The sequence below is a fragment of the Gemmatimonadaceae bacterium genome, assembly GCA_019637445.1.
Classification (GTDB): domain Bacteria; phylum Gemmatimonadota; class Gemmatimonadetes; order Gemmatimonadales; family Gemmatimonadaceae; genus Pseudogemmatithrix.
Genome location: JAHBVS010000001.1, coordinates 2,075,683 through 2,096,063 on the forward strand (window position 1 = coordinate 2,075,683; position 20,381 = coordinate 2,096,063).

At 67.6% G+C, this 20,381-nt stretch carries 19 protein-coding genes and 6 tRNA genes; 14 read left to right on the forward strand and 11 right to left on the reverse strand.

Annotated features, from left to right (window positions below; all coding sequences use genetic code 11):
• The first annotated feature begins 31 nt into the window (after window positions 1-31).
• Window positions 32-817, forward strand: a complete 786-nt coding sequence (locus KF709_09230; protein ID MBX3174587.1) for a hypothetical protein — start codon at window positions 32-34, stop codon at window positions 815-817.
• 54 nt (window positions 818-871) lie between these two features.
• On the opposite strand, the gene KF709_09235 is transcribed toward KF709_09230, so the two are convergent.
• The gene (locus tag KF709_09235; protein MBX3174588.1) at window positions 872-2,044 is read right to left on the reverse strand and encodes a class I SAM-dependent rRNA methyltransferase; all 1,173 of its coding nucleotides are present in this window, start codon (window positions 2,042-2,044) and stop codon (window positions 872-874) included.
• Window positions 2,045-2,166: 122 nt separating this feature from the next.
• Here KF709_09235 and aroH point away from each other — a divergent pair, with 122 nt between their 5' ends.
• Window positions 2,167-2,556: a chorismate mutase gene (gene aroH, locus KF709_09240; GenBank protein MBX3174589.1), complete on the forward strand. Its 390-nt coding sequence runs from the start codon at window positions 2,167-2,169 to the stop codon at window positions 2,554-2,556.
• Here the strand turns inward: aroH and mltG are convergent.
• The 4 genes from mltG to KF709_09260 form a co-directional block, all read right to left on the reverse strand.
• Window positions 2,553-3,710, reverse strand: coding sequence for an endolytic transglycosylase MltG (gene mltG, locus KF709_09245; protein ID MBX3174590.1), 1,158 nt, complete (start codon window positions 3,708-3,710; stop codon window positions 2,553-2,555). The genes aroH and mltG overlap by 4 nt on opposite strands.
• Window positions 3,703-4,170: a Holliday junction resolvase RuvX gene (gene ruvX, locus KF709_09250; protein MBX3174591.1), complete on the reverse strand. Its 468-nt coding sequence runs from the start codon at window positions 4,168-4,170 to the stop codon at window positions 3,703-3,705. Before ruvX ends, mltG begins: the two co-directional genes overlap by 8 nt.
• Entirely contained in the window at window positions 4,170-5,426 is a 1,257-nt protein-coding gene (gene rho, locus KF709_09255) for a transcription termination factor Rho (protein MBX3174592.1), read from the reverse strand. The genes ruvX and rho overlap by 1 nt, the downstream gene beginning before the upstream one ends.
• Before the next feature lie 95 nt (window positions 5,427-5,521).
• A tRNA-Arg gene (locus KF709_09260) sits at window positions 5,522-5,595 on the reverse strand.
• 159 nt (window positions 5,596-5,754) lie between these two features.
• Between KF709_09260 and KF709_09265 the strand changes: the two genes are divergently transcribed.
• Genes KF709_09265 through KF709_09275 form a run of 3 tightly spaced genes read left to right on the forward strand, consistent with a single transcriptional unit; the run spans window position 5,755 to window position 9,034 of the window.
• A complete protein-coding gene (locus tag KF709_09265) occupies window positions 5,755-7,005 on the forward strand; it encodes a FecR domain-containing protein (protein ID MBX3174593.1) in 1,251 nt (416 codons plus the stop codon).
• A complete protein-coding gene (locus KF709_09270; protein MBX3174594.1) occupies window positions 7,002-8,456 on the forward strand; it encodes a carboxypeptidase regulatory-like domain-containing protein in 1,455 nt (484 codons plus the stop codon). The genes KF709_09265 and KF709_09270 overlap by 4 nt, the downstream gene beginning before the upstream one ends.
• Entirely contained in the window at window positions 8,453-9,034 is a 582-nt protein-coding gene (locus tag KF709_09275; protein ID MBX3174595.1) for a DsrE family protein, read from the forward strand. Before KF709_09270 ends, KF709_09275 begins: the two co-directional genes overlap by 4 nt.
• A 76-nt stretch (window positions 9,035-9,110) precedes the next feature.
• Here KF709_09275 and KF709_09280 read toward each other — a convergent pair.
• From KF709_09280 to KF709_09305, 6 genes are all read right to left on the reverse strand, one after another.
• Window positions 9,111-9,184 (reverse strand) — tRNA-Pro (locus tag KF709_09280).
• Between the two features lie 47 nt (window positions 9,185-9,231).
• Window positions 9,232-9,305 (reverse strand) — tRNA-Arg (locus KF709_09285).
• A gap of 138 nt (window positions 9,306-9,443) precedes the next feature.
• Window positions 9,444-10,937, reverse strand: a complete 1,494-nt coding sequence (locus KF709_09290; protein ID MBX3174596.1) for an FxLYD domain-containing protein — start codon at window positions 10,935-10,937, stop codon at window positions 9,444-9,446.
• 99 nt (window positions 10,938-11,036) lie between these two features.
• Window positions 11,037-11,110: transfer RNA gene (locus tag KF709_09295), tRNA-Val, on the reverse strand.
• Between the two features lie 81 nt (window positions 11,111-11,191).
• Window positions 11,192-11,264: transfer RNA gene (locus KF709_09300), tRNA-Gly, on the reverse strand.
• Between the two features lie 84 nt (window positions 11,265-11,348).
• Window positions 11,349-11,421 (reverse strand) — tRNA-Ala (locus KF709_09305).
• Window positions 11,422-11,592: 171 nt separating this feature from the next.
• Here KF709_09305 and KF709_09310 point away from each other — a divergent pair.
• The 9 genes from KF709_09310 to KF709_09350 all read left to right on the forward strand — a co-directional run bounded on the left by KF709_09310 (window position 11,593) and on the right by KF709_09350 (window position 20,354).
• Complete coding sequence (locus KF709_09310; protein MBX3174597.1) at window positions 11,593-12,483, forward strand: RNA polymerase sigma factor RpoD/SigA; 891 nt, start codon at window positions 11,593-11,595, stop codon at window positions 12,481-12,483.
• A 145-nt stretch (window positions 12,484-12,628) separates the two neighbouring features.
• A complete protein-coding gene (locus tag KF709_09315) occupies window positions 12,629-13,387 on the forward strand; it encodes an ATP-binding cassette domain-containing protein (protein ID MBX3174598.1) in 759 nt (252 codons plus the stop codon).
• Window positions 13,384-13,869 carry an NUDIX domain-containing protein gene (locus KF709_09320; GenBank protein MBX3174599.1) on the forward strand — a complete coding sequence of 162 codons (486 nt, stop codon included), beginning with the start codon at window positions 13,384-13,386 and terminating at the stop codon, window positions 13,867-13,869. Before KF709_09315 ends, KF709_09320 begins: the two co-directional genes overlap by 4 nt.
• Before the next feature lie 2 nt (window positions 13,870-13,871).
• Window positions 13,872-14,681, forward strand: coding sequence for a helix-turn-helix domain-containing protein (locus KF709_09325; protein ID MBX3174600.1), 810 nt, complete (start codon window positions 13,872-13,874; stop codon window positions 14,679-14,681).
• A gap of 459 nt (window positions 14,682-15,140) precedes the next feature.
• On the forward strand, window positions 15,141-16,709 hold the full coding sequence (atpA, locus tag KF709_09330) for a F0F1 ATP synthase subunit alpha (protein MBX3174601.1): 1,569 nt from the start codon (window positions 15,141-15,143) through the stop codon (window positions 16,707-16,709).
• An 83-nt stretch (window positions 16,710-16,792) separates the two neighbouring features.
• A complete protein-coding gene (gene atpG, locus KF709_09335) occupies window positions 16,793-17,656 on the forward strand; it encodes an ATP synthase F1 subunit gamma (GenBank protein ID MBX3174602.1) in 864 nt (287 codons plus the stop codon).
• Between the two features lie 5 nt (window positions 17,657-17,661).
• On the forward strand, window positions 17,662-19,089 hold the full coding sequence (atpD, locus tag KF709_09340) for a F0F1 ATP synthase subunit beta (GenBank protein ID MBX3174603.1): 1,428 nt from the start codon (window positions 17,662-17,664) through the stop codon (window positions 19,087-19,089).
• On the forward strand, window positions 19,089-19,334 hold the full coding sequence (locus KF709_09345) for a F0F1 ATP synthase subunit epsilon (GenBank protein ID MBX3174604.1): 246 nt from the start codon (window positions 19,089-19,091) through the stop codon (window positions 19,332-19,334). The genes atpD and KF709_09345 overlap by 1 nt, the downstream gene beginning before the upstream one ends.
• 402 nt (window positions 19,335-19,736) lie before the next feature.
• A complete protein-coding gene (locus tag KF709_09350; protein ID MBX3174605.1) occupies window positions 19,737-20,354 on the forward strand; it encodes an autotransporter domain-containing protein in 618 nt (205 codons plus the stop codon).
• Window positions 20,355-20,381: the final 27 nt, after the last annotated feature.

The following is a 20,381-nucleotide window of genomic DNA, read 5'->3' on the forward strand; positions in this document are numbered from 1 at the left end:
TCGCGCGTGACGCGGCCCATCATTCACGGCGATGCCAGAACTCCCGGAAGTCGAGTACGCCGCGCGGCGACTGCGGCGCGCCATCCGCGGACGCGAGATCGTCGCGTTGCGCACACATCACCGCTCGCAAACGCGGCAGCTACCGCCGCCCCACGCGGCACGGGCAGTCGGTCAGCGCGTCGTCGAGGTAGAACGCCGCGGCAAGCACCAGCTACTCCATCTCGCCGACTCCGCTACGCTGCTCGTGCACTTCCGCATGAACGGGGACTGGCACTTCGGGCGGTCGGCCACCGCATTGCCGGCACACGCCCGCGTGAGCATCGATCTCGACAACGGGCGTCGCGTCACGCTGGTGGACTCCCGTGCGCTGTGCACCGTCTCCTGGCACCCGGATGCCGCGCTGCCCGACCTCGGGCTCGGCCCGGAGGCGGAGGACCCCGCACTCGATGCCACCGTGCTGCGCGCGCGTCTCGCGGACCGCCGAGGGCCGATCAAGCCCGTGCTGCTCGATCAGGCCCTGCTGGCCGGCATTGGCAACATCTATGCGGCCGAGGCCTGCTGGCACGCCCGGCTTTCGCCGCGGGTGGCGGCGCAGTCGCTCACGCTGCCGCGCGTCGAACGCCTGCTTGTGGGGCTGCGCGCCGCGTTGGCCGACGGCCACGTCAACGCGGGCCGCTATCACAGGGGCGAGCGACTGGTACCGTTTCGCGTGTACGACCGGGAGGGCGAGCCCTGCCGACGCTGCCGCAGCGCCATCCGGAGAATCGTGCAGGCGGGGCGCAGCACCTACTTCTGCCCGCGCTGCCAAGCGCGCTGAGCCCGTCGGCTTATGGGGCGTCAGCCGCGGGCGATGTCACTCGCCGCCAAAGCCTCAGTCACCCGCCTCCAGCAACGCGCCCTTGAGGTAACCCGTCTCGGGGATCGTCAGCACCTCGGGATGATCCACCGGCTGCCCGGTCAGCCCGCGCAGGATCATCCGGCGTCCACTGTGTGCCGCCGCCTCCTGGATCATCGCCAGGAAGTCCGACTTGCCGAGATGGTAGGAGCAGCTCGCCGTATACAGCACGCCGCCGGGCGCGAGCAGGCGCATCGCCCGCAGGTTGATGTCGCGGTAGCCGCGCACAGCACCCGCCAGCGAGGCGCGGTTCTTCGCGAACGCCGGTGGATCCAACACGATAGTCTCGTAACGTGAGCCGCCACGTTCCTCCGCACGCAGGAAGTCGAACGCATCGGCCTCCACCGGCTCGATGTTCGTGTAGCCGTTCAGCGATGCATTCTCCCGCACGCGTGCGAGCGCCGCGCCACTGGCATCCACCGCGCGTACCGAATCCGCACGCCGGGCCAGGTGCAGTGCGAAGGACCCGTGGTAACTGAACACGTCGAGCGCCCGACCACGCGCCACGCTGCCCACGAGCACGCGCGCCTCCCGCTGGTCGAGGAACGCGCCGGTCTTCTGGCCGCTGTGTGGCGCGGCGAGGTACCGCACGCCGTGCTCGCGAACCTCCACCGTCGCCGGCACATCGCCATACAACGGCTCCACCGCCTTCGGAAGGCCCTCGCGCGCACGAACCGACGCGTCGTTGCGCGCGAGGATGCCCTCGGCGCCACTCAGCTCCCGCAGCACCGAAACAATCGTGTCGCGCCGCGCCTCGAGTCCCGCCGAGAGCAACTGCACCACCAGCCATCGGTCGTAGCGATCTACCACGAGCGACGGCAGGCCGTCGCCTTCGCCGTGTACCAGGCGACAGGCATTCGTGTCCGCATCAAGCAAACCGTGGCGACGGTCCAAGGCGCTGCGTAGGCGCTCCGCCCACCAGGTGGGCGCGAGGGCCGCATCGTCCCGTGAAAGCATCCGCAGCGAGATCTCGGACTCCGGGCTCCACAGCGCCGCGCCGATCGCGCGGCCCGCCTGGTCCACCACGGAGACCGTGCCTGCCGGCGCCGCCGGCCGCTCGACCACATCGGAACGGAAGATCCACGGATGCCCGCCCTGCCAGCGCTTGGCACCGCGGGTGGAGACGACTGCGTGCTGAACTCGCGACATTCCGGAATCTACCGTGGCTGAGTCGAGCCTCGCTCTGGCGCCGCGCTGCCAGGGTAGCGTCGGTTGCGCATCTGCGACCGCAGCCGTGGACAGTTCACCGCGCCGCCCGCATCTTCGAGGCGATGAAGCGTCGCCCCGAACGTCCTCGCGGCGTGCGCGCCGTCCGCGGCGCCACAACCGTCAGCGCCGACCGCCCCGAGCTGATCCGCGAGGCGGTCACCGAGTTGCTGGAGGCGGTGCTCGACGACAACGACCTCGTCCCCGCCGACATCATCTCCGCCGTCTTCACCGCGACGCCCGATCTCATCAGCGAGTTTCCAGCCTACGCGGCGCGACTCTACGGCTGGACGGACATCCCGCTGCTCTGCGCGCAGGAACTGCCGGTGCCGGGCGCGTTGACGCACTGCATCCGTGTGCTGGTCCACGCCGAGTGCCGGCTGGCGCGCAATGAAGTCCGGCACGTGTACCTGCGCGACGCCGTGCTGCTCCGCGCCGACCTGATGGCGGACTAAGGCGCGCGTTGCCGGCCGGTCGTGTCGGGCGGCACCTTGGTCGCCGTCTTTGTGGCGGCATCGCTGGGCGCCTTGGTCGGGACCTTCGTTGCCGCGGCGGCACTCAGCGCCGAGTCCACCCGCGCCTGCGCCGCCTGCCGCCGACGCTCCAGCGTGTCACGCCGCGCGATGTCGCGCACCATCCGGATGGCCTCGAGGTGCTCGCGATACGTGCGTCGGAACTCGTGGTGTCCGTCCGGATGCGCCACGAAGTACAGGAAGTCCACGTCGGCCGGATACAGCGCCGCTTCGATCGACTTCGCACCCGGCGAGGCAATGGGGCCCGGCGGCAGGCCAGCCCGTCGATACGTGTTGTAGGGCGAGTCCACGCGCAGGTCGCGGAAGAGCACACGCGCCGGACGCCGACGCTTCAATGCGAACTGAATCGTCGGGTCGGCCTGAAGCAGCATGCCGCGCGTGAGGCGGTTGGAGTACACGCCGGCCACGGTCGGCCGCTCCGCGCCCTGCCGCACTTCCTTTTCGACAATCGACGCCAAGGTCACCACTTGGTGGCGCGTCATCTTCCGCTCGGCGGCGCGCGCTTCCCACTCCGGCGTCCACACCTGTTCGAAGCGGCGGATCATGTAGATGATCGCCTGGCGCGCCGTCGCGCCTACCGGTAAGTCATAAGTGTCCGGGAACAGATAGCCTTCCATGTCCCGGATCCCTCGTGGCACGCGCAGACGCCGCAGCAGTGCCGTGTCGCGCACCACCACCTGCACCGACTCCTCGGGCACCTCAAGCTTCGTTGCGAGCTCTGGCACGATGTCCCACAGCGCCCAGCCCTCGATGATGCGCACGCGGGTCACCATCCCCTCGCCCTTCTCCAGTGCGTCCAACACGTCGCTCCAGGAGGATCCACGCTCCAGCAGGTACATCCCGTAGCGGATGCTGCGGTCGCGCCCGAGCCGCGATGCGTAGAAGCCGAAGAGACGCGGGTTCTTGATCACGCCGTGCGCCGCCAGCGACTCGGCGGCCTCCGGGAAGTTCGAGCCCTTCCGGATATTCACGGTGACCTGTGTGCGGTCGTCGGTGCCGCAGGCCGCCGCGAAGCCGGCGACCACTGCCACGCCGGTCGCCACGCAGAAGCGCCGCCAGCGCGCGGCGCTACGCATCCGCGACCCCACCGGACTCGGCCGGCGACTCCTGCAGCTCCATCGCCCGCAGCGCGTGCTGCAGCAGCACTGTCGCCGCCAACGCATCCACGTCGCCCTTCCGGCCGCGCGTCGAACCCTCCATCTCCTGCACCGCGCGCAGTGCCGCCGCCGTCGAGAAGCGTTCGTCGACCAACTCGGCGGGAAGGCCAAGCCGGGTCGAGAGTTCCTGCGCCAGTCGTCGCGCCTCCGCCGCACGCGGCGTGTCCTCACCCTGGCCGTCGAGTGGGAGTCCCACCACCAATCCCTCGCCCTCCAACTCGCGAACGCGGGCCAACAGTGCCGTCAACGGTGGACGCTTTCCAGCGCGCCGCACCACGTGCCCGGCCGGCGAGGCAATCATGCCCGTCGGGTCGCTCACTGCGAGCCCGATGCGCCGATCGCCGAGGTCGATCGCCACCCACCGACGCGCGCGTCGCATCAGCCGCCCTCGGCCATCTTCTGGAAGAACTCCTCGTTCGTCGCGGTCACCGCCAGCTTGCGCAGCAGGAACTGCGTCGCCTCCTCGGGCGGCATGTCGCCGAGGAAGTGTCGCAGCAGGAAGATGCGGTTCCGCTCCTTGTCCGTGAGCAGCAGCTCTTCCTTGCGCGTCCCCGACTTGTTGATCTCCACGGCCGGATAGATCCGGCGGTTCGCGATGTCCCGGTCGAGGACGATTTCCTGGTTGCCCGTGCCCTTGAACTCCTCGAAGATCACCTCGTCCATGCGTGAGCCGGTGTTCACCAGTGCCGTCGCCACGATGGTCAGCGAGCCGCCGTTCTCGATGCGCCGCGCCGCGCCAAAGAAACGCTTGGGCTTCTCCATCGCCTTCGCGTCCACGCCGCCCGAGAGGATCTTGCCCGACATCGGGATCACCGCGTTGTGCGCCCGCGCCAAACGCGTGATCGAGTCCAGCAGGATCACCACGTCACGCCCGGCCTCGACCAGGCGCTTCGCCCGCTCGATCACCATCTCCGCCACCTGCACGTGCCGCTTCGGCATCTCGTCGAAGGTGGAGGCCACGACTTCCGCCTCGGGTACCGTCGCGATGAAGTCGGTCACTTCCTCCGGCCGCTCGTCGATCAACAGCACGATCAGCTCGATCTCCGGATGGTTCTCGGCAATCGCGTTCGCCATCCGCTGGAGAAACAGCGTCTTGCCCGCGCGCGGCGGAGCGACGATCAACCCGCGTTGCCCCTTGCCCAGCGGCGCAATCAAGTCGGCCACGCGCATCGACAGTCCGCCAGACTTGGACTCGAGTCGGATGCGTTGGTCGGGATACCGAGGCTTAAGCGCGTCGAAGGGGACGCGCTGCGCCGCCTGCTCCGGCGGCAAGCCGTTGATGCTCTCCACCTGCATCAGGGCCAGGAACTTCTCCCAGGCCTTGGCTGGCCGCACGAGGCCGCGCACCATGTCACCCGTGCGGATACCCAGTCGGCGGATCTGTGCCGAGGACACGTACACATCGTCCGGCCCGGCGAGGTAGCTGTGCTCCGGACTGCGGAGAAACCCGTGACCACCCTTCACCAGCTCCAGCGCGCCCTCGGCGATCAACGGCTCGCCTGTCGCGAGCAGCGCACGCTTCACGCGAAGCGAGAGATCCTCGGGGGGCTGTCGCCCGTCGGTGTCCACGCCCAGCGAGGCACCGAGGGCCTGCAACTCGTCCACCGACATGTGGCGGAGGGAAGCGATTTCCACGCGAAGGGGAGGCTTGGAGGGGGAAGCTCGCGACGGTCGGCGCCGGCCCGCACATCGGGGCGGGGAGGGGAGGGGCGCGACGGAAGGGGAATGGATGCGCGAGGCGGGATTCGAACCCACGACCTTCGGCTCCGGAGGCCGACGCTCTATCCAGCTGAGCTACTCGCGCGAACCGTGAAACCTAGTCCGCTCGGCTGCCACGGGGTAGGTGGCCGGGGTCGCCGGGCCCTCTGCTGGGATGCGGCACCACGCCCCGCGGGCTATTGTATGCACACCCCGCCAGGGCGCGAGTCGCCCGCGCATCCCCCGAATACAAGAGGACTGCCTGATGTCGGCCACCTTCGCGCCCATTGACGCCGCAACCATCACCGCACTGAACGGTGGGAGCGAGCAGGCGCTGGAGACGATCTATCGCTCCAACTACGACTGGCTCCTGGCCCGTGCACTGGAACGGCTGAAGGGCGAGGACGCGGCCGCACCGCGGCTGCTCATCGCCACGCTGCGCGAGTTCTGGGCCGAGCGCGACGGCTTCCACAATAGCGGCGAGATCGAGGCCTTCTTCAACGAGGAGATGCGCCATCGCGCCCGCGCGACGCGCGCGCGTATGGCCGCGGTCCACCGTTTCGAGAAGGCCGAGGGGGTCCAGGCGAGCGCCCACGCCGCGCCGAGCGCCGATGCGATCTGGCGCGACCTGGTCGCGGAGCTGCACAAGCCGCAGGTCGACGCCGCGACCGCCGCCAAGCGGCGCCGTGAGCATAGCTCGCACGGGGTCGCCGAACACATCAACACCGTCGCCAAGCGCGGCAACTGGAAGACGCCCGTCATCATCGCCGTGGTCGCGGCCGTCATGGCATTGGGCGGCGCCTATTGGTTCGGTATGGCCAGCCGCGCCTCCGTCATCAACCAGATGCTCGGCTCGGCGGAGGCGGAGCAGATCTCGACTCGCGCCGGCCAGCTGGGCAGCGTGACCTTGGGCGACGCCAGCGTCGCCAACCTCGGTCCCGAGAGCCGGCTCGTCATCGTCCCCGAGTTCGGCGCCAAGTATCGCACGCTCACCGTCTCGGGTACTGCGCGATTCCGTGTGGCAAGCGGCAATCCCGAGCAGTTCGAGGCCAGGCTGGGCGACGTCTCCGTCTTCTCCTCCGGCGGTGTCGTCACGGTTCGTGACTATGCCGAGGAGATGATCCGCGTGGTGCGCGTCGACTCCGGCAGCGCCCGCATCAAGGTGGGTGATGCCGAGCAGACGCTTGCCGAAGGCGCGGCCGTGACCATCGACCGCGACGGCAACTCGCAGGCAGCCAGCGCCGCCGACGTCCAGCGCGAACTGAGCTGGACCGAGAATCGCCTCGTGATGCAGGAGCTTCCGGTCAGCGACGCGCTGCAGAAGCTGTATCGCTGGTACGGACTCGACATCATGTTGGCTGACTCCGCCTCAGCGGCGAAGCCCGTCTCGATGGATGTGCCACTTGAGTCGTCGCAGGCAGCCATCAGCGCCATCGAGCAGGCGGCGCAGCTGCGCTTCGAGTGGGTGAACAACCGGATGACGTTCCAGGCCGCGACCGGCCGCCGGGCGAGATGAGCCGCGCGCTCCGCCGCCTGAGGGCCGCAGCGGGGGCCCTCGTGTTGCTGCTGTCGCCAGCGGCCCTGCTCGGACAGCGTGTCTCCGGTCAGGTAAAGCTTCCCGGCGGCGCGACCGGCGGCGGAGGCGTGATTGTGGTTGCGCAGGACAGCGCGGGCACTGAAGTGCTGCGCGTTGTGACCAGCGACGACGGACGCTACGCCTTGCCCCTTCCGCGAGCGGGCTACACCCGCGTCGTGCTGGAGCGCGTTGGGTACGAGCGTACGGTCGCGCTGGAACAGGCGGTCGCGGCCGGCGAGATCGTGTCGCTGGATCCCACGCTGGGCGCCAGCGTTCGGGTGCTGCCGCTGCGCTCATCCGTGGCCCCGAGCTCCTGCGGCAACTCGGCCGTGGACCAGACTTACGTCGCGACTTTGATGGACGAGGTACGAAAGGCCATTACGGCGGCGCACCTCACGTCCACTCGGCAGGGCGTCGTCGCACGCTGGGCCGTGACCGACCACCGGCTCGCGGCCAACGCGCGCGATACGGCGCGCTTCCTGATCGCGCGCCGCAGTGGAGCGCCGGTCGCGGCGTTCGGCACTCCCGTATTGGGGGAGCTGCAGCGTTCCGGCTATGTGGTGGTCGCCGGCAAGGACCGGATCTTCCGCGGCTTCGACCTGACGACGTTGCTGTCGCCTTGGTTCGCGAGCTCCTACTGCTTCACGGCGCGCGAAGGGTCGGCGACCGCATTCACCGTGAGCTTCGAGCCGAAGGAACGGAAGCGGGACTACGTGGACGTCGAGGGCACCCTGCTTATTGAACGCGCTACGATGGCCCTGCAGGAGATCAACTACCGGTACGTAGGACTCACGTCGGATGAAGACAAGCGCGACGGAGGTGGGCGGGTCGGCTTCGCCCGTGCTGCCGGCGGTACCTGGCTGGTCTCCGACTGGTTCATCCGCTTCCCGCAGGTCGGGTTCATTGAGCTTGAGACCTTCCGCTCCCAGGACCGTGCCCGGGTGCTGCAACCCGAGGTGATGGGCCACGAGCTGTTGTCCTGGCAGACGACGGCACTGCTGGAAGGATCGCGACGCATCTTCATGAGCGAGGCGGCAGCCAATGACGATCGCGAAGGACCAATCCGCAGCGCCTGCTCGGAGCGAGTGATCTTTGCCCGCACCGGCGCGGCCCGCGGGCGCCTCACGTGGCAGGATCGGCCCGTGGCCAACTCCCGTATCCGCGCCACTTGGCGCGTCGCCGTCGACGTCGGTGGCGAAGTGCCCCTTTGGCGCGATGAGATCCGTGAGGCCATCAGCTCGAATCGCGGGGACTGGGTCCTCTGCGACCTACCCGCGCTGACCACGGTGGAGTTGTCCTGGGAAGTGATGGGCAAGAAGAGCAGCACGTCGCTACGCGTGGACTGGAACCAGTTGGTCACGCTCGACGCCGACGGGAAGCCGGTACCGTGAGTCGCGCTTCGGACTCCGGCCGACTCGCGGCCCTCGCGTTGGCTGGAACCCTCGTCTTGCCGGTTGGCCGGTTGGTGGCGCAACAGGCGCCGCCGGCGGCGGGCATCGAGCGCAGCGGGCCGGTCATCCGCAACGGCGGGATGTCCGCCGCCGTGCCCGACGCCACGTTCAAGATCCCGGACGGCCACGTCTTCAAGGTGATGTGGGAGATCAACGTCGGCGTCGACTCCCTGGCCAACCAGCAGCTCGGCACCGTGGCGCGGTTCTACAACCTGCACGCGCGCAACGGGATCCCGGTCGAGCGCCTGCACGCGGCCGCGGTCTTCCACGGAACCGGTTGGTACGCGCTGCTCACGGATTCCGCGCACATTGCGCGATTCGGGCGCCCCAACCCCAGCCGGCCGTTGGTCGAGGAGCTGCTCAAGCAGGGCGCGCGTCTGGCGATGTGTGGGCAGACGGCGGCGTTCCGAGGCGTGAAGCGCGAGGAACTGCTGCCGGGTGTCGATCTCGCCATCAGCGCGATGACGGCGTTGAACGTGTTCTACGCCGAGGGATACCGCCTGAACCCCTGGCGCTGACCCGGCGCGGGCGCTGAGATGGCAGCAAGAAGGCCCCGCAACGCATCGCGCGTTGCGGGGCCTCTATGTATACCAGTCGGGGCGACTGGATTTGAACCAGCGACCTCCTGCTCCCGAAGCAGGCGCTCTACCGGGCTAAGCTACGCCCCGATCGTGCTCTTTCGTCCTTCGTCCTACCACCTTCGTCCTAGAAGGAATGCGCCCGGAGAGACTCGAACTCCCAACCTTCTGATCCGTAGTCAGATGCTCTATCCAATTGAGCTACGAGCGCGCAGCACCCACGCAAACACGGCGTACACGTTTCCGAGGGAATCCCAAAGATAAGCGCGCCCGGAGGGGCAGTCAACGAGACGGGGGGCGGCGCCGCTGGCGCCGCCCCCCGTCCGACTCCCGCCGGCCACGGCGGGGCTCACTTCATCACGTACTTCCAGGCGACGATGCCCGGCTGGGTCGCCGTGATCTCGAATTCCGACATTCCGTTCGGCTCGGCGGACGGCGTGGTCGTCGTCAGCGTCTCCACCACGTTGCCCTCGATGTCGAGGAACTGGAACTCCAGGGTGAACGTCTTGGCGGCGCGTCCTCGGTTCTCCACCGACCCCGACACCACCGCACCCTCGGCGCGGCGCTCGAAGCGGGTGATCTGCACCCGGTGCTGCATCGCCGTCTCCTGACGCATCAGGGCCTCGACGTTCTTGATGAGCTCGGCGCGGCGCGTGGTGTTCTGCTCCGCCTCGGCGACCTGGCGCGCGGCCATCGTCTGCATCATCAGGTTGTCGGGGTTGCCCGGGTCCAGCGTCTTCAGGCGCTCCAGCATCGGCAGCGCTTCCGCCGACTTCTTGGCCTCGATCAACATGTACGCGAGGAAGAAGTTGGCGTCGCGGATGTTTGGGTTCTTCTCCAGCGCGGCCTGGTAGAAGGCCATCGCGTCGTCGTTCTTGTTGAGCAGCCGGGAGGTCTCCGCCGCAATCAACAGTGTGAGGTCCGGATAGATCGACGGGTCTTCCTTCAGCGGCTGCAGGATCTCCGCCATCAAGGCCTGGTTCTGCGTCATCGAGGCGATGTCCATCGCCGCCGAGAAGTAGGCCGGACCATCCTGGCCCATCGGATCGTTGTTGCCCAGCGCGATGTACATCCGGGCGGCCTTGGCCAGCTTCTCGTTCCGCACGGGGCCGGCCGACTCCGACATCGCCTGGGTCTGCAGCGTCTGTGCGTACTGCGTCTGGAGCTGGCGCGTCGTCTCGGCGAGCGCGGTGTCCTTCGAGGCGAGTTCGATCGCCTTGTCCAGCTGTGTGAGCATCCCGTCCACGTCGTTGCGCTTCGCGGCGATCTGCGCGAAGGCGTTGTAGACGAACGGCGAGCGGCGGTCGAGCTGGAAGGCCTGCTTCGCAAAGTCCTCCGCGCCATCGACGTCGCCCTCGTTCAGCAGGCGGTACGCCTCGCTGATGCGCTCGTTCCAGGGCTTCGACTGCCGCCAGCGGTCCACATCGGGCTCGCATTCGGGCGCGGCGCGCTCGACGATCGAGAACATCGAGTCGGCAGCGTGCACGAGGTCGATCTGCCGCTCGCGGTCGCGGCCGAGGTTCAGGTCGCGTTCGGTCATGGAGACCGGCGCGTCATCCTGGTGCAGCCAGAGGATGAACATCTGGCCCTTGGCGTAGGCCAACCCGTTCGGGTTCGAAGCGAAGCGGCGCTCGTCCTGCAGGAGGCGGGCCGCGTCGCGAAGGGCCTTGGCGCCGTCCTCACCCTCGGGATTGTTGGCGGCCTGCTGGATGAAGATGGTCGCCTGCGCGAGCTGCGACGGCTTGTAGAGGTCCACCGAGCACTCAGTGGCCTGCGCGGCCACGGTCACGGGGACCAGGGCGGCGAGCGCGGCGACGGCGGACAGGCGGATGGAAAGGGACATCGGTCGCGGAGTTGGGGGAGTGCCCGGCCGACAGCGGACGCCGACGGCCAGCGGCGGGGGGAGAAACGAACGCCCCACGAGTATGACCTCGTGAGGCGATGGGCGGTACAAGACTCGAACTTGTGACCTCCACGATGTCAACGTGGCGCTCTAACCAACTGAGCTAACCGCCCGTGGATACCCGACGCCGACGTCTAACGTTCCGACGGCATCAAGCGTTGCACTGCGGTCGCCGATACTGCTGGTGGCGACAGAGCGGGAAACGGGACTCGAACCCGCGACCCCAACCTTGGCAAGGTTGTGCTCTACCAACTGAGCTATTCCCGCAGACGGGAGCGCAACCGCCGCCACCGCGTCATTGCACCCTCTGGAACCCTACGATCCACGCCGCCCGGACCCTTGGGCGGGGAGTGGAGGCGAGGGGAATCGAACCCCTGACCTCTTGAATGCCATTCAAGCGCTCTCCCAACTGAGCTACGCCCCCGCGCGACGCACGCTCAAGAGCGTGTCCGACAGGAACCGTAGAAGCTATCTGGGTATATGTAGGCGGTCAAGCGGTCTGACTGGCGCTACCGCAGGAAATCCTTATCTTAGGGTTCGCTTTTCGCTGTCGAATTGAGCCGGGCCGCCCTTGGCGCCCAGGAATCCATACGAAATGGCCACCGAAGTAAAGCGTCGGAAGCGGCGCACCGCGCCTGCTGGCATCGCCCCGAGCGAGCCCGAGCGCGACATTCTCGACCAGTACCTCTACGAAGTCTCCACGTACCCCCTCCTGAAGGGGAACGAGGAGATTGAGGTCGCGCGGAAGATCCGCGCTGGCGACCAGGACGCCCTCCAGGAGCTGGTCAAGCGCAACCTGCGCTTCGTCATCTCGGTGGCCAAGAAGTACCAGAACCGCGGCCTGCCCCTCATCGATCTCATCGGCGAGGGCAACGTCGGCCTGCTCACCGCCGCCCGGAAGTTCGATCCCGACCAGGGCGTGAAGTTCATCTCCTACGCCGTGTGGTGGATCCGCCAGGCCATCCTGAGCTCGCTGGCCCGCCAGGGCCGCACGGTCCGCGTGCCGCTCAACCGCACCGCCGACCTCTCGCGCATCATCAAGGCCTCGGAAATCCTCCGCCAGAAGCTGCGCCGCGAGCCAACGCCGGAAGAGCTCTCGCAGGTCACCGGACTGTCCGTGGACGTCGTGCAGTCGCTCGCCGCGCTCAACACCGGCGACGTCCGACTCGATGCCCCGATGGATCCCGACGGCGATCGCTCCCTGATCGAGCGCTTCGTCGCCGACGAGATGCCCGACACCGAGGAAGAGGCGATGAACCGCTTCCTCAACGACGAGATCGAGCACGCCCTCAACACCCTGCCGCCCCGCGATGCCAAGGTGCTGCGCCTCTACTTCGGGCTCGAAGGCGGTCGCGAGCACACGCTCGAGGAGATCGGTTCCATGCTCGGCGTCACGCGTGAGCGGGTCCGGCAGCTGCGTGACCGTGCGCTCAAGCGGCTCCGTGAAGGGGATGTGGGGCGCGCGCTGGGGTCGTTCGCCGCATAACGGCTGACGAAGGACGAAGGACGAAGGAGGGCGGCCCGTTCGGGCCGCCCTTTCCTTTGCACCGCTCCGCGATGCGGATGCCGCTTCCGTGGCGCATATTCCCAAAGCTTCCGTCCTCCGTCCTTCGTCTTCCGTCCGCCCTCACGTGATCGTCTTCGACAACCTCCACAAGGCCTTTGGCGACAACGAAGTGCTCCGTGGCTTCTCCCTCGAGGTGAAAGAGGGCGAGACCATGGTCATCATCGGCTACTCGGGCACGGGAAAGTCGGTCGCGATCAAGCACATCGTCGGGCTGCTCGACCCCGACCTCGGTCGCGTCTTCGTGGACGGCGTCGAGGTCCAGAAGCTCTCGCGACAGGAGCTCTACAAGCTCCGCGCCAAGATCGGCTACGTGTTCCAGTTCGCCGCGCTCTTCGACTCCCTGACCATCGCCGACAACGTGGCCATGGGCCTGCGCAAGCAGGGCCAGCTCACCGAGTCCGAGATCAAGGATCGCGTGCACGAGGCATTGGAGCTGGTCGACCTCGAGGACGACGTCGGCGTGCGGCTCCCCGCCGAACTCTCGGGCGGTATGCGCAAGCGCGTTGGCATCGCTCGCGCCATCGCGCTACGCCCGAAGTACCTGCTCTACGATGAACCCACGACCGGCCTCGATCCCGTCACCAGCGCCATCATCGACGCGCTGATGGTCCGCATGCAGAAGCAGCTCGGGGTCACGGGCATCGTGATTACCCACGACATGCGCAGCGCCTACACTGTCGGCACGCGCATCGCCATGCTCTATGAGGGACAGGTGCGCCAGGTCGGCACCGTCGACGAGATCAAGGCCACGACGGATCCCATCGTCAGGCAGTTCATCGAAGGCCGTGCCGAGCTGGAGCCGTTCGAGCCCGTCGCGCGGTGACGCGGAAGAAGAAGCCCCGTGAGGAGGTCTCGGCCGGCGGCATCGTGTTCCGCCGCGACGGCGAGCGCACGTTCTACCTGCTCATCCGCGATCCCTATCGCAACTGGGGCTTCCCGAAGGGCCATCTCGAAGCCGGCGAGGAACCATCGTCCGCCGCCCTGCGTGAGGTGGCCGAGGAGACGGGCATCGGCCGACTCGAGATCCGCGCGCCCGTGGAGACCATCGATTGGACCTTTCGGTTTCGCGGCCGCAAGATCCACAAGGTCTGCCACTTCTTCCTGATGGAGACGGAGCAGCGCCGCACCGTGCCGCAGCGTGAGGAAGGCATCACGGCTTGCCGCTGGGCCTCGTACGAACAGGCGACCAAGATGCTCGCCTACGACAACGCCCGCGCCGTGCTAGAGTCTGCACACGCACTCCTCGCGGTCGGGCCGGATGATGCCGCGGTGCTGCCCGCCAGCGACGTCAGCGCCGCGTCCTGACCGTGCCCGACCGCTTGCTCGGGCCCCTCTCGGCCCCAGGGATCATCGCCGCCACCGGCCGAGATCGCGCACGGGACGCCTTTCGCCGCGCCCTGCCGCGCCGCCGGGGCCACCTCTTCCTCGTGCGCACGGCGGATGAGCTCCGCCGCACCCTGGCGACCGCCTTCGTCGATGCGGTGGTGGTGGACCTCGCCCAGCCCACCGACGAGACCTGGGCGCAGGCCGCGCTGGCCCGCGACTACCCCAGCATCCCCTTCCTGGGCTATGCCCCGCTGCGTCCCGCGGACGCGGCGACGCAGGCACGGGCGGCGAAGCTTGAGCTGGTCGATTGCCTTGTGGAGGGCGCGGAGGACGAGGTGCTTCGCGAGCTGACGCTGCCGGCGACGTTTACCGTGCGCTTCGCAACTGCGCTCCAGGATGCGCCGGCACGGATCGGCCTGACGACTCCGGTGCAACTCTCGGCCTGGCGATACATCGTTGCGCAGGGTGGCCGCATCGTTCGCACCGAAGCCATCGCCGACGCGGTGGGCCTGACGCGCGAGCACCTGAGCCGACGCTTCTCGTCGGATGGCGCTCCCAATCTGAAACGCGTGATCGACCTCGTCCGCCTGCTGGCGGCTGCGGCCTTGGCGAAGAATCCCGGCTTGGACCTGCCGGACGTCTCGCGCATCCTCGGCTTCGCCTCCGCGTCGCACCTCTCGGCCTGCTGCCAGCGGCTGTTCGGCGTGAAGAGTTCGTCGTTGGCTCGGTTGCGGCCGGCGGATCTCATGGACCGGTTCGTGAAGCAGGGGCGGGGGCGGTCTCGTTCGTAGTTCTGGTTCTGTGCGCTGAGTTTCTTGCCACAGAGACGCAGAGGCACAGAGAACTGCGGATGCGCGGTGCGGGATGCGGGCAACCCCGAACGGCGGTGCGGGAACGGCAACGGCAACTGACTTTGGGGGTCCCTGGGACAGATCCCTGCGCGGCGGACCCCCCAGAGGCAGTTGAAGTTCCCGAATCGCAGTTCGCCGTTGTCCCGCATCTGCAGTCGGTCCCGTATCCGCCGTTCTCCGTGCCTCTGCGTCTCTGTGGCAGCCCCCGCAAAGCCATCCGAGCGGGGACGCCAGAATCCAGCCTCGACCAGTCCCAAAGCCAACCCCGCATGAGTTGCAAACCAGCCGGGATTGTGATTATTTTCACAAGCTATACAAGAACCGCGCTCGAACCCTGATTCCAAGGGCATAGACGAGCGCACGAATCACGCTTCATAAACGCTCTTTCCGACGACCGATATGGCTTCCCAGACGGCGCTGCGCCCGGGCGAGATCAAGGACATCCTGCTTCGCGAGATCGAAGCGGCCGACCTCAACACCCTCGACGTCGAGGAAGTCGGTTCCGTCCTCGAGGTGAAGGACGGCATCGCCCGCATCTACGGCCTCCAGAAGGCGATGGCCGGCGAGATGCTCGAGATCAAGTCCTCCGAGACCGGCGAGACCATCACGGCCCTCGCGCTCAACCTCGAAGAGGACAACATCGGCGCCGTTATCCTCGGCGACTACCTCCAGCTCAAGGAGGGCGACGAGGTCCGCCGCACCGCCCGCGTGCTCGAGGTGCCGGTCGGCCCCGCCATGATCGGTCGCGTCGTGGACGCGCTCGGCCGCCCCATCGACGGCCAGGGCCCCATCAACACCACCATGAGCCGCAAGGTGGAGTCCGAGGCCCCCGGCATCATCGTCCGCCAGCCGGTGGGCGAGCCGCTGCAGACCGGCCTCAAAGCCGTCGACGCGATGATCCCGATCGGCCGCGGCCAGCGCGAGCTCATCATCGGTGACCGTGGCACGGGCAAGACCGCCATCGCCATCGACACGATCATCAACCAGAAGGACAGCGGCGTCATCTGCGTGTACGTCGCCATCGGCCAGAAGGCCTCGACGGTCGCCAGCGTCGTGGAGAAGCTCAAGGAAGCCGGCGCGATGTCGTACACGATCGTCGTCGTCGCCGCCGCCTCCGACCCGGCCCCGATGCAGTACATCGCCCCCTACTCGGGTGTGGCGATGGCCGAGTACTTCATGTACCACGAGGGCAAGGCGACGCTGGCGGTCTATGACGACCTGACCAAGCAGGCCGCCGCCTACCGCCAGCTCTCGCTGGTGCTGCGCCGCCCGCCGGGCCGCGAGGCCTTCCCGGGCGACGTGTTCTACCTCCACAGCCGCCTGCTGGAGCGCGCCGCCAAGCTCTCGAACGACCAGAAGATCGTCGACAACAAGACCATCTTCGCGCCCGGCGGCTCGCTGACCGCGCTGCCGATCATCGAGACCCAGGCCGGCGACGTGTCGGCATACATCCCGACGAACGTCATCTCGATCACCGACGGCCAGATCTTCCTCGAGTCCGACCTGTTCTTCGCCGGCGTCCGCCCCGCGATCAACGTCGGCATCTCGGTGTCGCGCGTGGGTGGCGCGGCGCAGACGAAGGCCGTGAAGTCCGTGGCCGGCCGTCTCCGCCTCGACCTCGCGCAGTATCGCGAGTTGGAGGCCTTCGCGGCCTTCGCCTCCGACCTCGACGCCGCCACCAAGAAGCAGCTCGAGCGCGGTGCCCTCACGGTTGAGATCCTGAAGCAGGGTCAGTACCAGCCGATGGGCTTCGAGCAGCAGGCCATGATCATCTTCGCGGTCACCAACGGCTTCATCGACGACGTCGAGGTCTCCAAGGTCCGCGAGTGGGAGTCCGGCTTCCACGCCTACATGAAGGCGCAGTTCCCGCAGGTCGGCGACGCGATCAAGAAGGAGAAGGTGATCTCGAAGGAGACCGAAGCCGAGCTCCGCCGCGCGATCGAGCAGTACAAGCAGACCAAGGGCTGACATAGGACGAAGGACGAAAGAGGCGAGGCCGTACGGCCTCGCCACCTCCGTCCTCCGTCCTCCGTCGAATTCAACTCTGAATCATGGCAAAAGGTCGCGAACTCAAAGGCCGCATCAAGACGGTAGAGAACACCCGCAAGATCACGCGGACGATGGAGATGGTCGCCACGTCCAAGATGAAGCGCGCGGTGGATCGCGTGGTGGCCGCTCGCCCCTACGCGAATGCGCTCGCGGATGTGATCGCGTCGCTGTACAACCCTGACCTCGCGGAGCGTTTCCCACTGCTCCGCCAGCCGGCGGCGGAGAAGAAGGCGGCGCTGGTGCTGCTCACGTCGAATCGCGGTCTCGCCGGCGCCTTCAACGCCAACCTGATCAAGGAAGCGCGGGCTGCGCTCGCCAAGCTGGAGAAGGCGGGCACGGCGGTCGAACTGCACGTCGTCGGCAAGAAGGGCCTCGGGTTCTTCCGCTATATCGGCCGAGCCGTGGCCGTGCCGCGCACGGACATCACGGACCGGCCGAGCGCGCGGGACGCCGCCTCCCTCGTGGACGGGTTGATGCAGCGCTTTGTCGACGGCGAGCTCGACGCTGTGTATGTAGTCGGTTCGCGCTTCAACTCGGTGCTCTCCACGCCGCCGACCACCGAGCGCGTGCTGCCCGTGACGCCGCCGTCCGCCAAGGGCGGACAGAAGGACTACCTGCTGTATCCCTCGGCCGAGGAGATCCTCACCGAGTTGCTGCCCTCGTACGTGCGCAATGCGGTCTACCGCGCGCTCGTCGAGACTGCCGCGGCCGAGCAGGCCGCGCGCCGCACGGCGATGAAGAACGCCACCGACAACGCCGGCGAGATGCTCACGCTCCTCCGTCGCACCTACAACCGCGCCCGTCAGGCGCAGATCACGCAGGAAATCGCCGAGATTGTCGGCGGTGCCGCTGCGCTCCAGGGCTGACCACTATGACTACCGCTACCGCCAACACCACGGGCAAGATCGTCCAGGTCATCGGACCCGTCATCGACGTCGAGTTCGAGGCCGAGCAGCTGCCCGAGCTCTACAACGCCCTCGAGATCAAGGGCCGCACCGACGCGGGCCAGGACGTCCGAGTCGTAGCCGAGGTGCAGCAGCACATCGGCCGCAACCAGGTGCGCGCCGTCGCCATGAGCTCCACCGACGGCATCACGCGCGGCATGGACGCCGTGGACACGGGCGCCGCCATCGCGGTGCCGGTGGGTGAGGCCGCCCTCGGCCGCATCCTCAACGTGCTCGGCGAGCCGGTGGACATGGGCGCCGACATCCCGGCCTCGGTCGAGCGCTGGCCGATCCATCGCAAGCGCCCGGACTTCGTGAACCTCGAGCCGAAGACGGAAGTCTTCGAGACGGGCATCAAGGTCGTGGACCTCATCGCCCCCTTCGTGAAGGGTGGCAAGATCGGGCTCTTCGGCGGCGCCGGCGTGGGCAAGACGGTCGTCATCCAGGAGCTCATCAACAACGTCGCCAAGGCGCACGGCGGCAAGTCCGTGTTCTGCGGCGTGGGTGAGCGCACGCGTGAGGGCAACGACCTCTACCTCGAGTTCAAGGAAGCGAACATCCTGGACAAGGTCGCCCTGATCTACGGGCAGATGAACGAGCCGCCGGGCGCGCGTCTCCGCGTGGGCCTCGCCGGCCTGACCGTGGCCGAGTACTTCCGCGACAAGGAGAACGCGGACGTGCTGGTGTTCATCGACAACATCTTCCGCTTCACGCAGGCCGGTTCCGAGGTGTCCGCGCTGCTCGGCCGTATGCCCAGCGCCGTGGGTTACCAGCCGACGCTCGCGACGGAGATGGGTGAGCTGCAGGAGCGCATCACCTCGACCCGCAACGGCTCGATCACCTCGGTGCAGGCCATCTACGTGCCCGCCGACGACATCACGGACCCGGCGCCGGCGACGGCCTTCGCCCACCTCGACGCGACGGTCGTGCTCTCGCGCGCCATCACGGAGCTGGGCATCTATCCGGCCGTGGACCCGCTGGCCTCCGGCTCGCGCATCCTGGACCCGCAGTTCGTCGGCGAGCGCCATTACAACGTCGCCAGCTCGGTGCAGCGCATCCTGCAGCGCTACAAGGAGCTCCAGGACATCATCGCCATCCTCGGCATGGACGAGCTCTCGGAAGACGACAAGAAGATCGTGGGCCGTGCCCGCCGCATCCAGCGCTTCATGTCGCAGCCGTTCGCGGTGGCCGAGCAGTTCACGGGCCGCCCGGGCAAGTTCGTGAAGCTCGAGGAGACGATCAGCTCGTTCGAGCGCCTCGTGGCTGGCGAGTTCGACCACCTGCCGGAGCAGGCCTTCTTCATGGCGGGCGGCATCGACGACGTGGTCGAGAACGCCAAGGCGCTGCAGGGCTGATGCTGACGATCTCGGTCATCTCGCCCGAGGCGACGCTGTTCGAGGGCAAGGCGTCGTCGCTGACGGCGCCGGCCTTCGACGGCGAGGTCGGCATCCTCGAGAACCACGCGCCGATGGTGACGACGCTGGGCAAAGGCACACTCACGGTCGGCGATGGCGCGTCGCGCTTCGCCGTCGAGGGTGGGTTCCTGCAGGTGGTCGACAACGTCGTGCGCGTCGTGACGGAGAAGGCGTCGCGGCTCTAGGCGCCGTGTGGGCTTGAAGTGACGCAGGGCATCGGTCTCGGGGTCTTCGGGATTGGTGCCCTGAGTTTTTTTGCCACAGAGACACGGAGACACAGAGAACTACGGATGCGGGATGAACTGCGAATGCGGGACAACGGCGAGGGGCGATGCTGGAGACGCAACTGCTTCTTTAGGGGTCCGCCGCGCGCAGATCTGTCCACGGGACCCCTTCACATGGTAGTTGCAGTTCCCGCACCGCCTTTCGTCGTTGTCCCGCATCCCGCCGCTCGCATCCGCAGTTCTCTGCGCCCTCTGTGCCTCTGTGGCCAAGATCACAGGAACAGAAACCCACCCCACGGTTTACGCGTCTATCACGAAAGCGCCGCATCGGCGCATGAATCTCTTCCTCGAAACCCCATCACAATGCGCAAGACTTCGATTCTCGCCGCACTGCTCCTGATCGCTCCGGCCGCGCTGCAGGCGCAGGCCTCGACCTATCCGTCGTTCCAGCCCACGCGTATCGCCGAGCGCGAGTACAACTTCGGTCTCGCCGACTTTGACGGCGGCACCGCGCTCATCGCGCAGTGGCGCGAAGGGCTGGGGAACCCGCGCCTGCAGTTCACCGGCGATGTCGGCCTCTCCGATGTGGGAGATGAGACCGGCCTGATCATCGGTGGCTCGCTGCACTACCAGCTCACGACGGCCTCGCAGGACATGCCGTTCGATATGGTGCTCGGCGGTGGCCTCGGAATGACGCTGCACGACAACTTCAACCTGCTGCGTGTGCCGTTTGGCGTGGCCATTGGCCACCGCTTTCCGCTCGAGGGAAGCTTCGCCATCTCGCCGTATGTGCATCCGCGGCTGTCGTATGACCGCGTGTCGGTGGACGGCTTCGGCGACAACAGCGAGACGAATCTCGACCTCGACATCGGCGCGAACTTCGAGTTGAACGCGCAGATGCAGATCCGACTCGCGGCGACGTTGGGTGACGGGAACTCCGTTGGCTTCGCGTTTGCGTGGTCGCCGCGCGGCCTGCGTTAAGGCACGTCTGACCACTGGAGTGGACCG

Excerpts from the sequence above, each read along its gene's own strand:
- KF709_09230 (MBX3174587.1), top strand. The coding sequence starts at position 32 with ATGCCAGAACTCCCGGAAGTCGAGTACGCCGCGCGGCGACTGCGGCGC.
- KF709_09235 (MBX3174588.1), bottom strand. The coding sequence starts at position 2,044 with ATGTCGCGAGTTCAGCACGCAGTCGTCTCCACCCGCGGTGCCAAGCGC.
- aroH (MBX3174589.1), top strand. The coding sequence starts at position 2,167 with ATGAAGCGTCGCCCCGAACGTCCTCGCGGCGTGCGCGCCGTCCGCGGC.
- mltG (MBX3174590.1), bottom strand. The coding sequence starts at position 3,710 with ATGCGTAGCGCCGCGCGCTGGCGGCGCTTCTGCGTGGCGACCGGCGTG.
- ruvX (MBX3174591.1), bottom strand. The coding sequence starts at position 4,170 with ATGCGACGCGCGCGTCGGTGGGTGGCGATCGACCTCGGCGATCGGCGC.
- KF709_09265 (MBX3174593.1), top strand. The coding sequence starts at position 5,755 with ATGTCGGCCACCTTCGCGCCCATTGACGCCGCAACCATCACCGCACTG.
- KF709_09270 (MBX3174594.1), top strand. The coding sequence starts at position 7,002 with ATGAGCCGCGCGCTCCGCCGCCTGAGGGCCGCAGCGGGGGCCCTCGTG.
- KF709_09290 (MBX3174596.1), bottom strand. The coding sequence starts at position 10,937 with ATGTCCCTTTCCATCCGCCTGTCCGCCGTCGCCGCGCTCGCCGCCCTG.
- KF709_09310 (MBX3174597.1), top strand. The coding sequence starts at position 11,593 with ATGGCCACCGAAGTAAAGCGTCGGAAGCGGCGCACCGCGCCTGCTGGC.
- atpA (MBX3174601.1), top strand. The coding sequence starts at position 15,141 with ATGGCTTCCCAGACGGCGCTGCGCCCGGGCGAGATCAAGGACATCCTG.
- atpG (MBX3174602.1), top strand. The coding sequence starts at position 16,793 with ATGGCAAAAGGTCGCGAACTCAAAGGCCGCATCAAGACGGTAGAGAAC.
- atpD (MBX3174603.1), top strand. The coding sequence starts at position 17,662 with ATGACTACCGCTACCGCCAACACCACGGGCAAGATCGTCCAGGTCATC.
- KF709_09345 (MBX3174604.1), top strand. The coding sequence starts at position 19,089 with ATGCTGACGATCTCGGTCATCTCGCCCGAGGCGACGCTGTTCGAGGGC.
- KF709_09350 (MBX3174605.1), top strand. The coding sequence starts at position 19,737 with ATGCGCAAGACTTCGATTCTCGCCGCACTGCTCCTGATCGCTCCGGCC.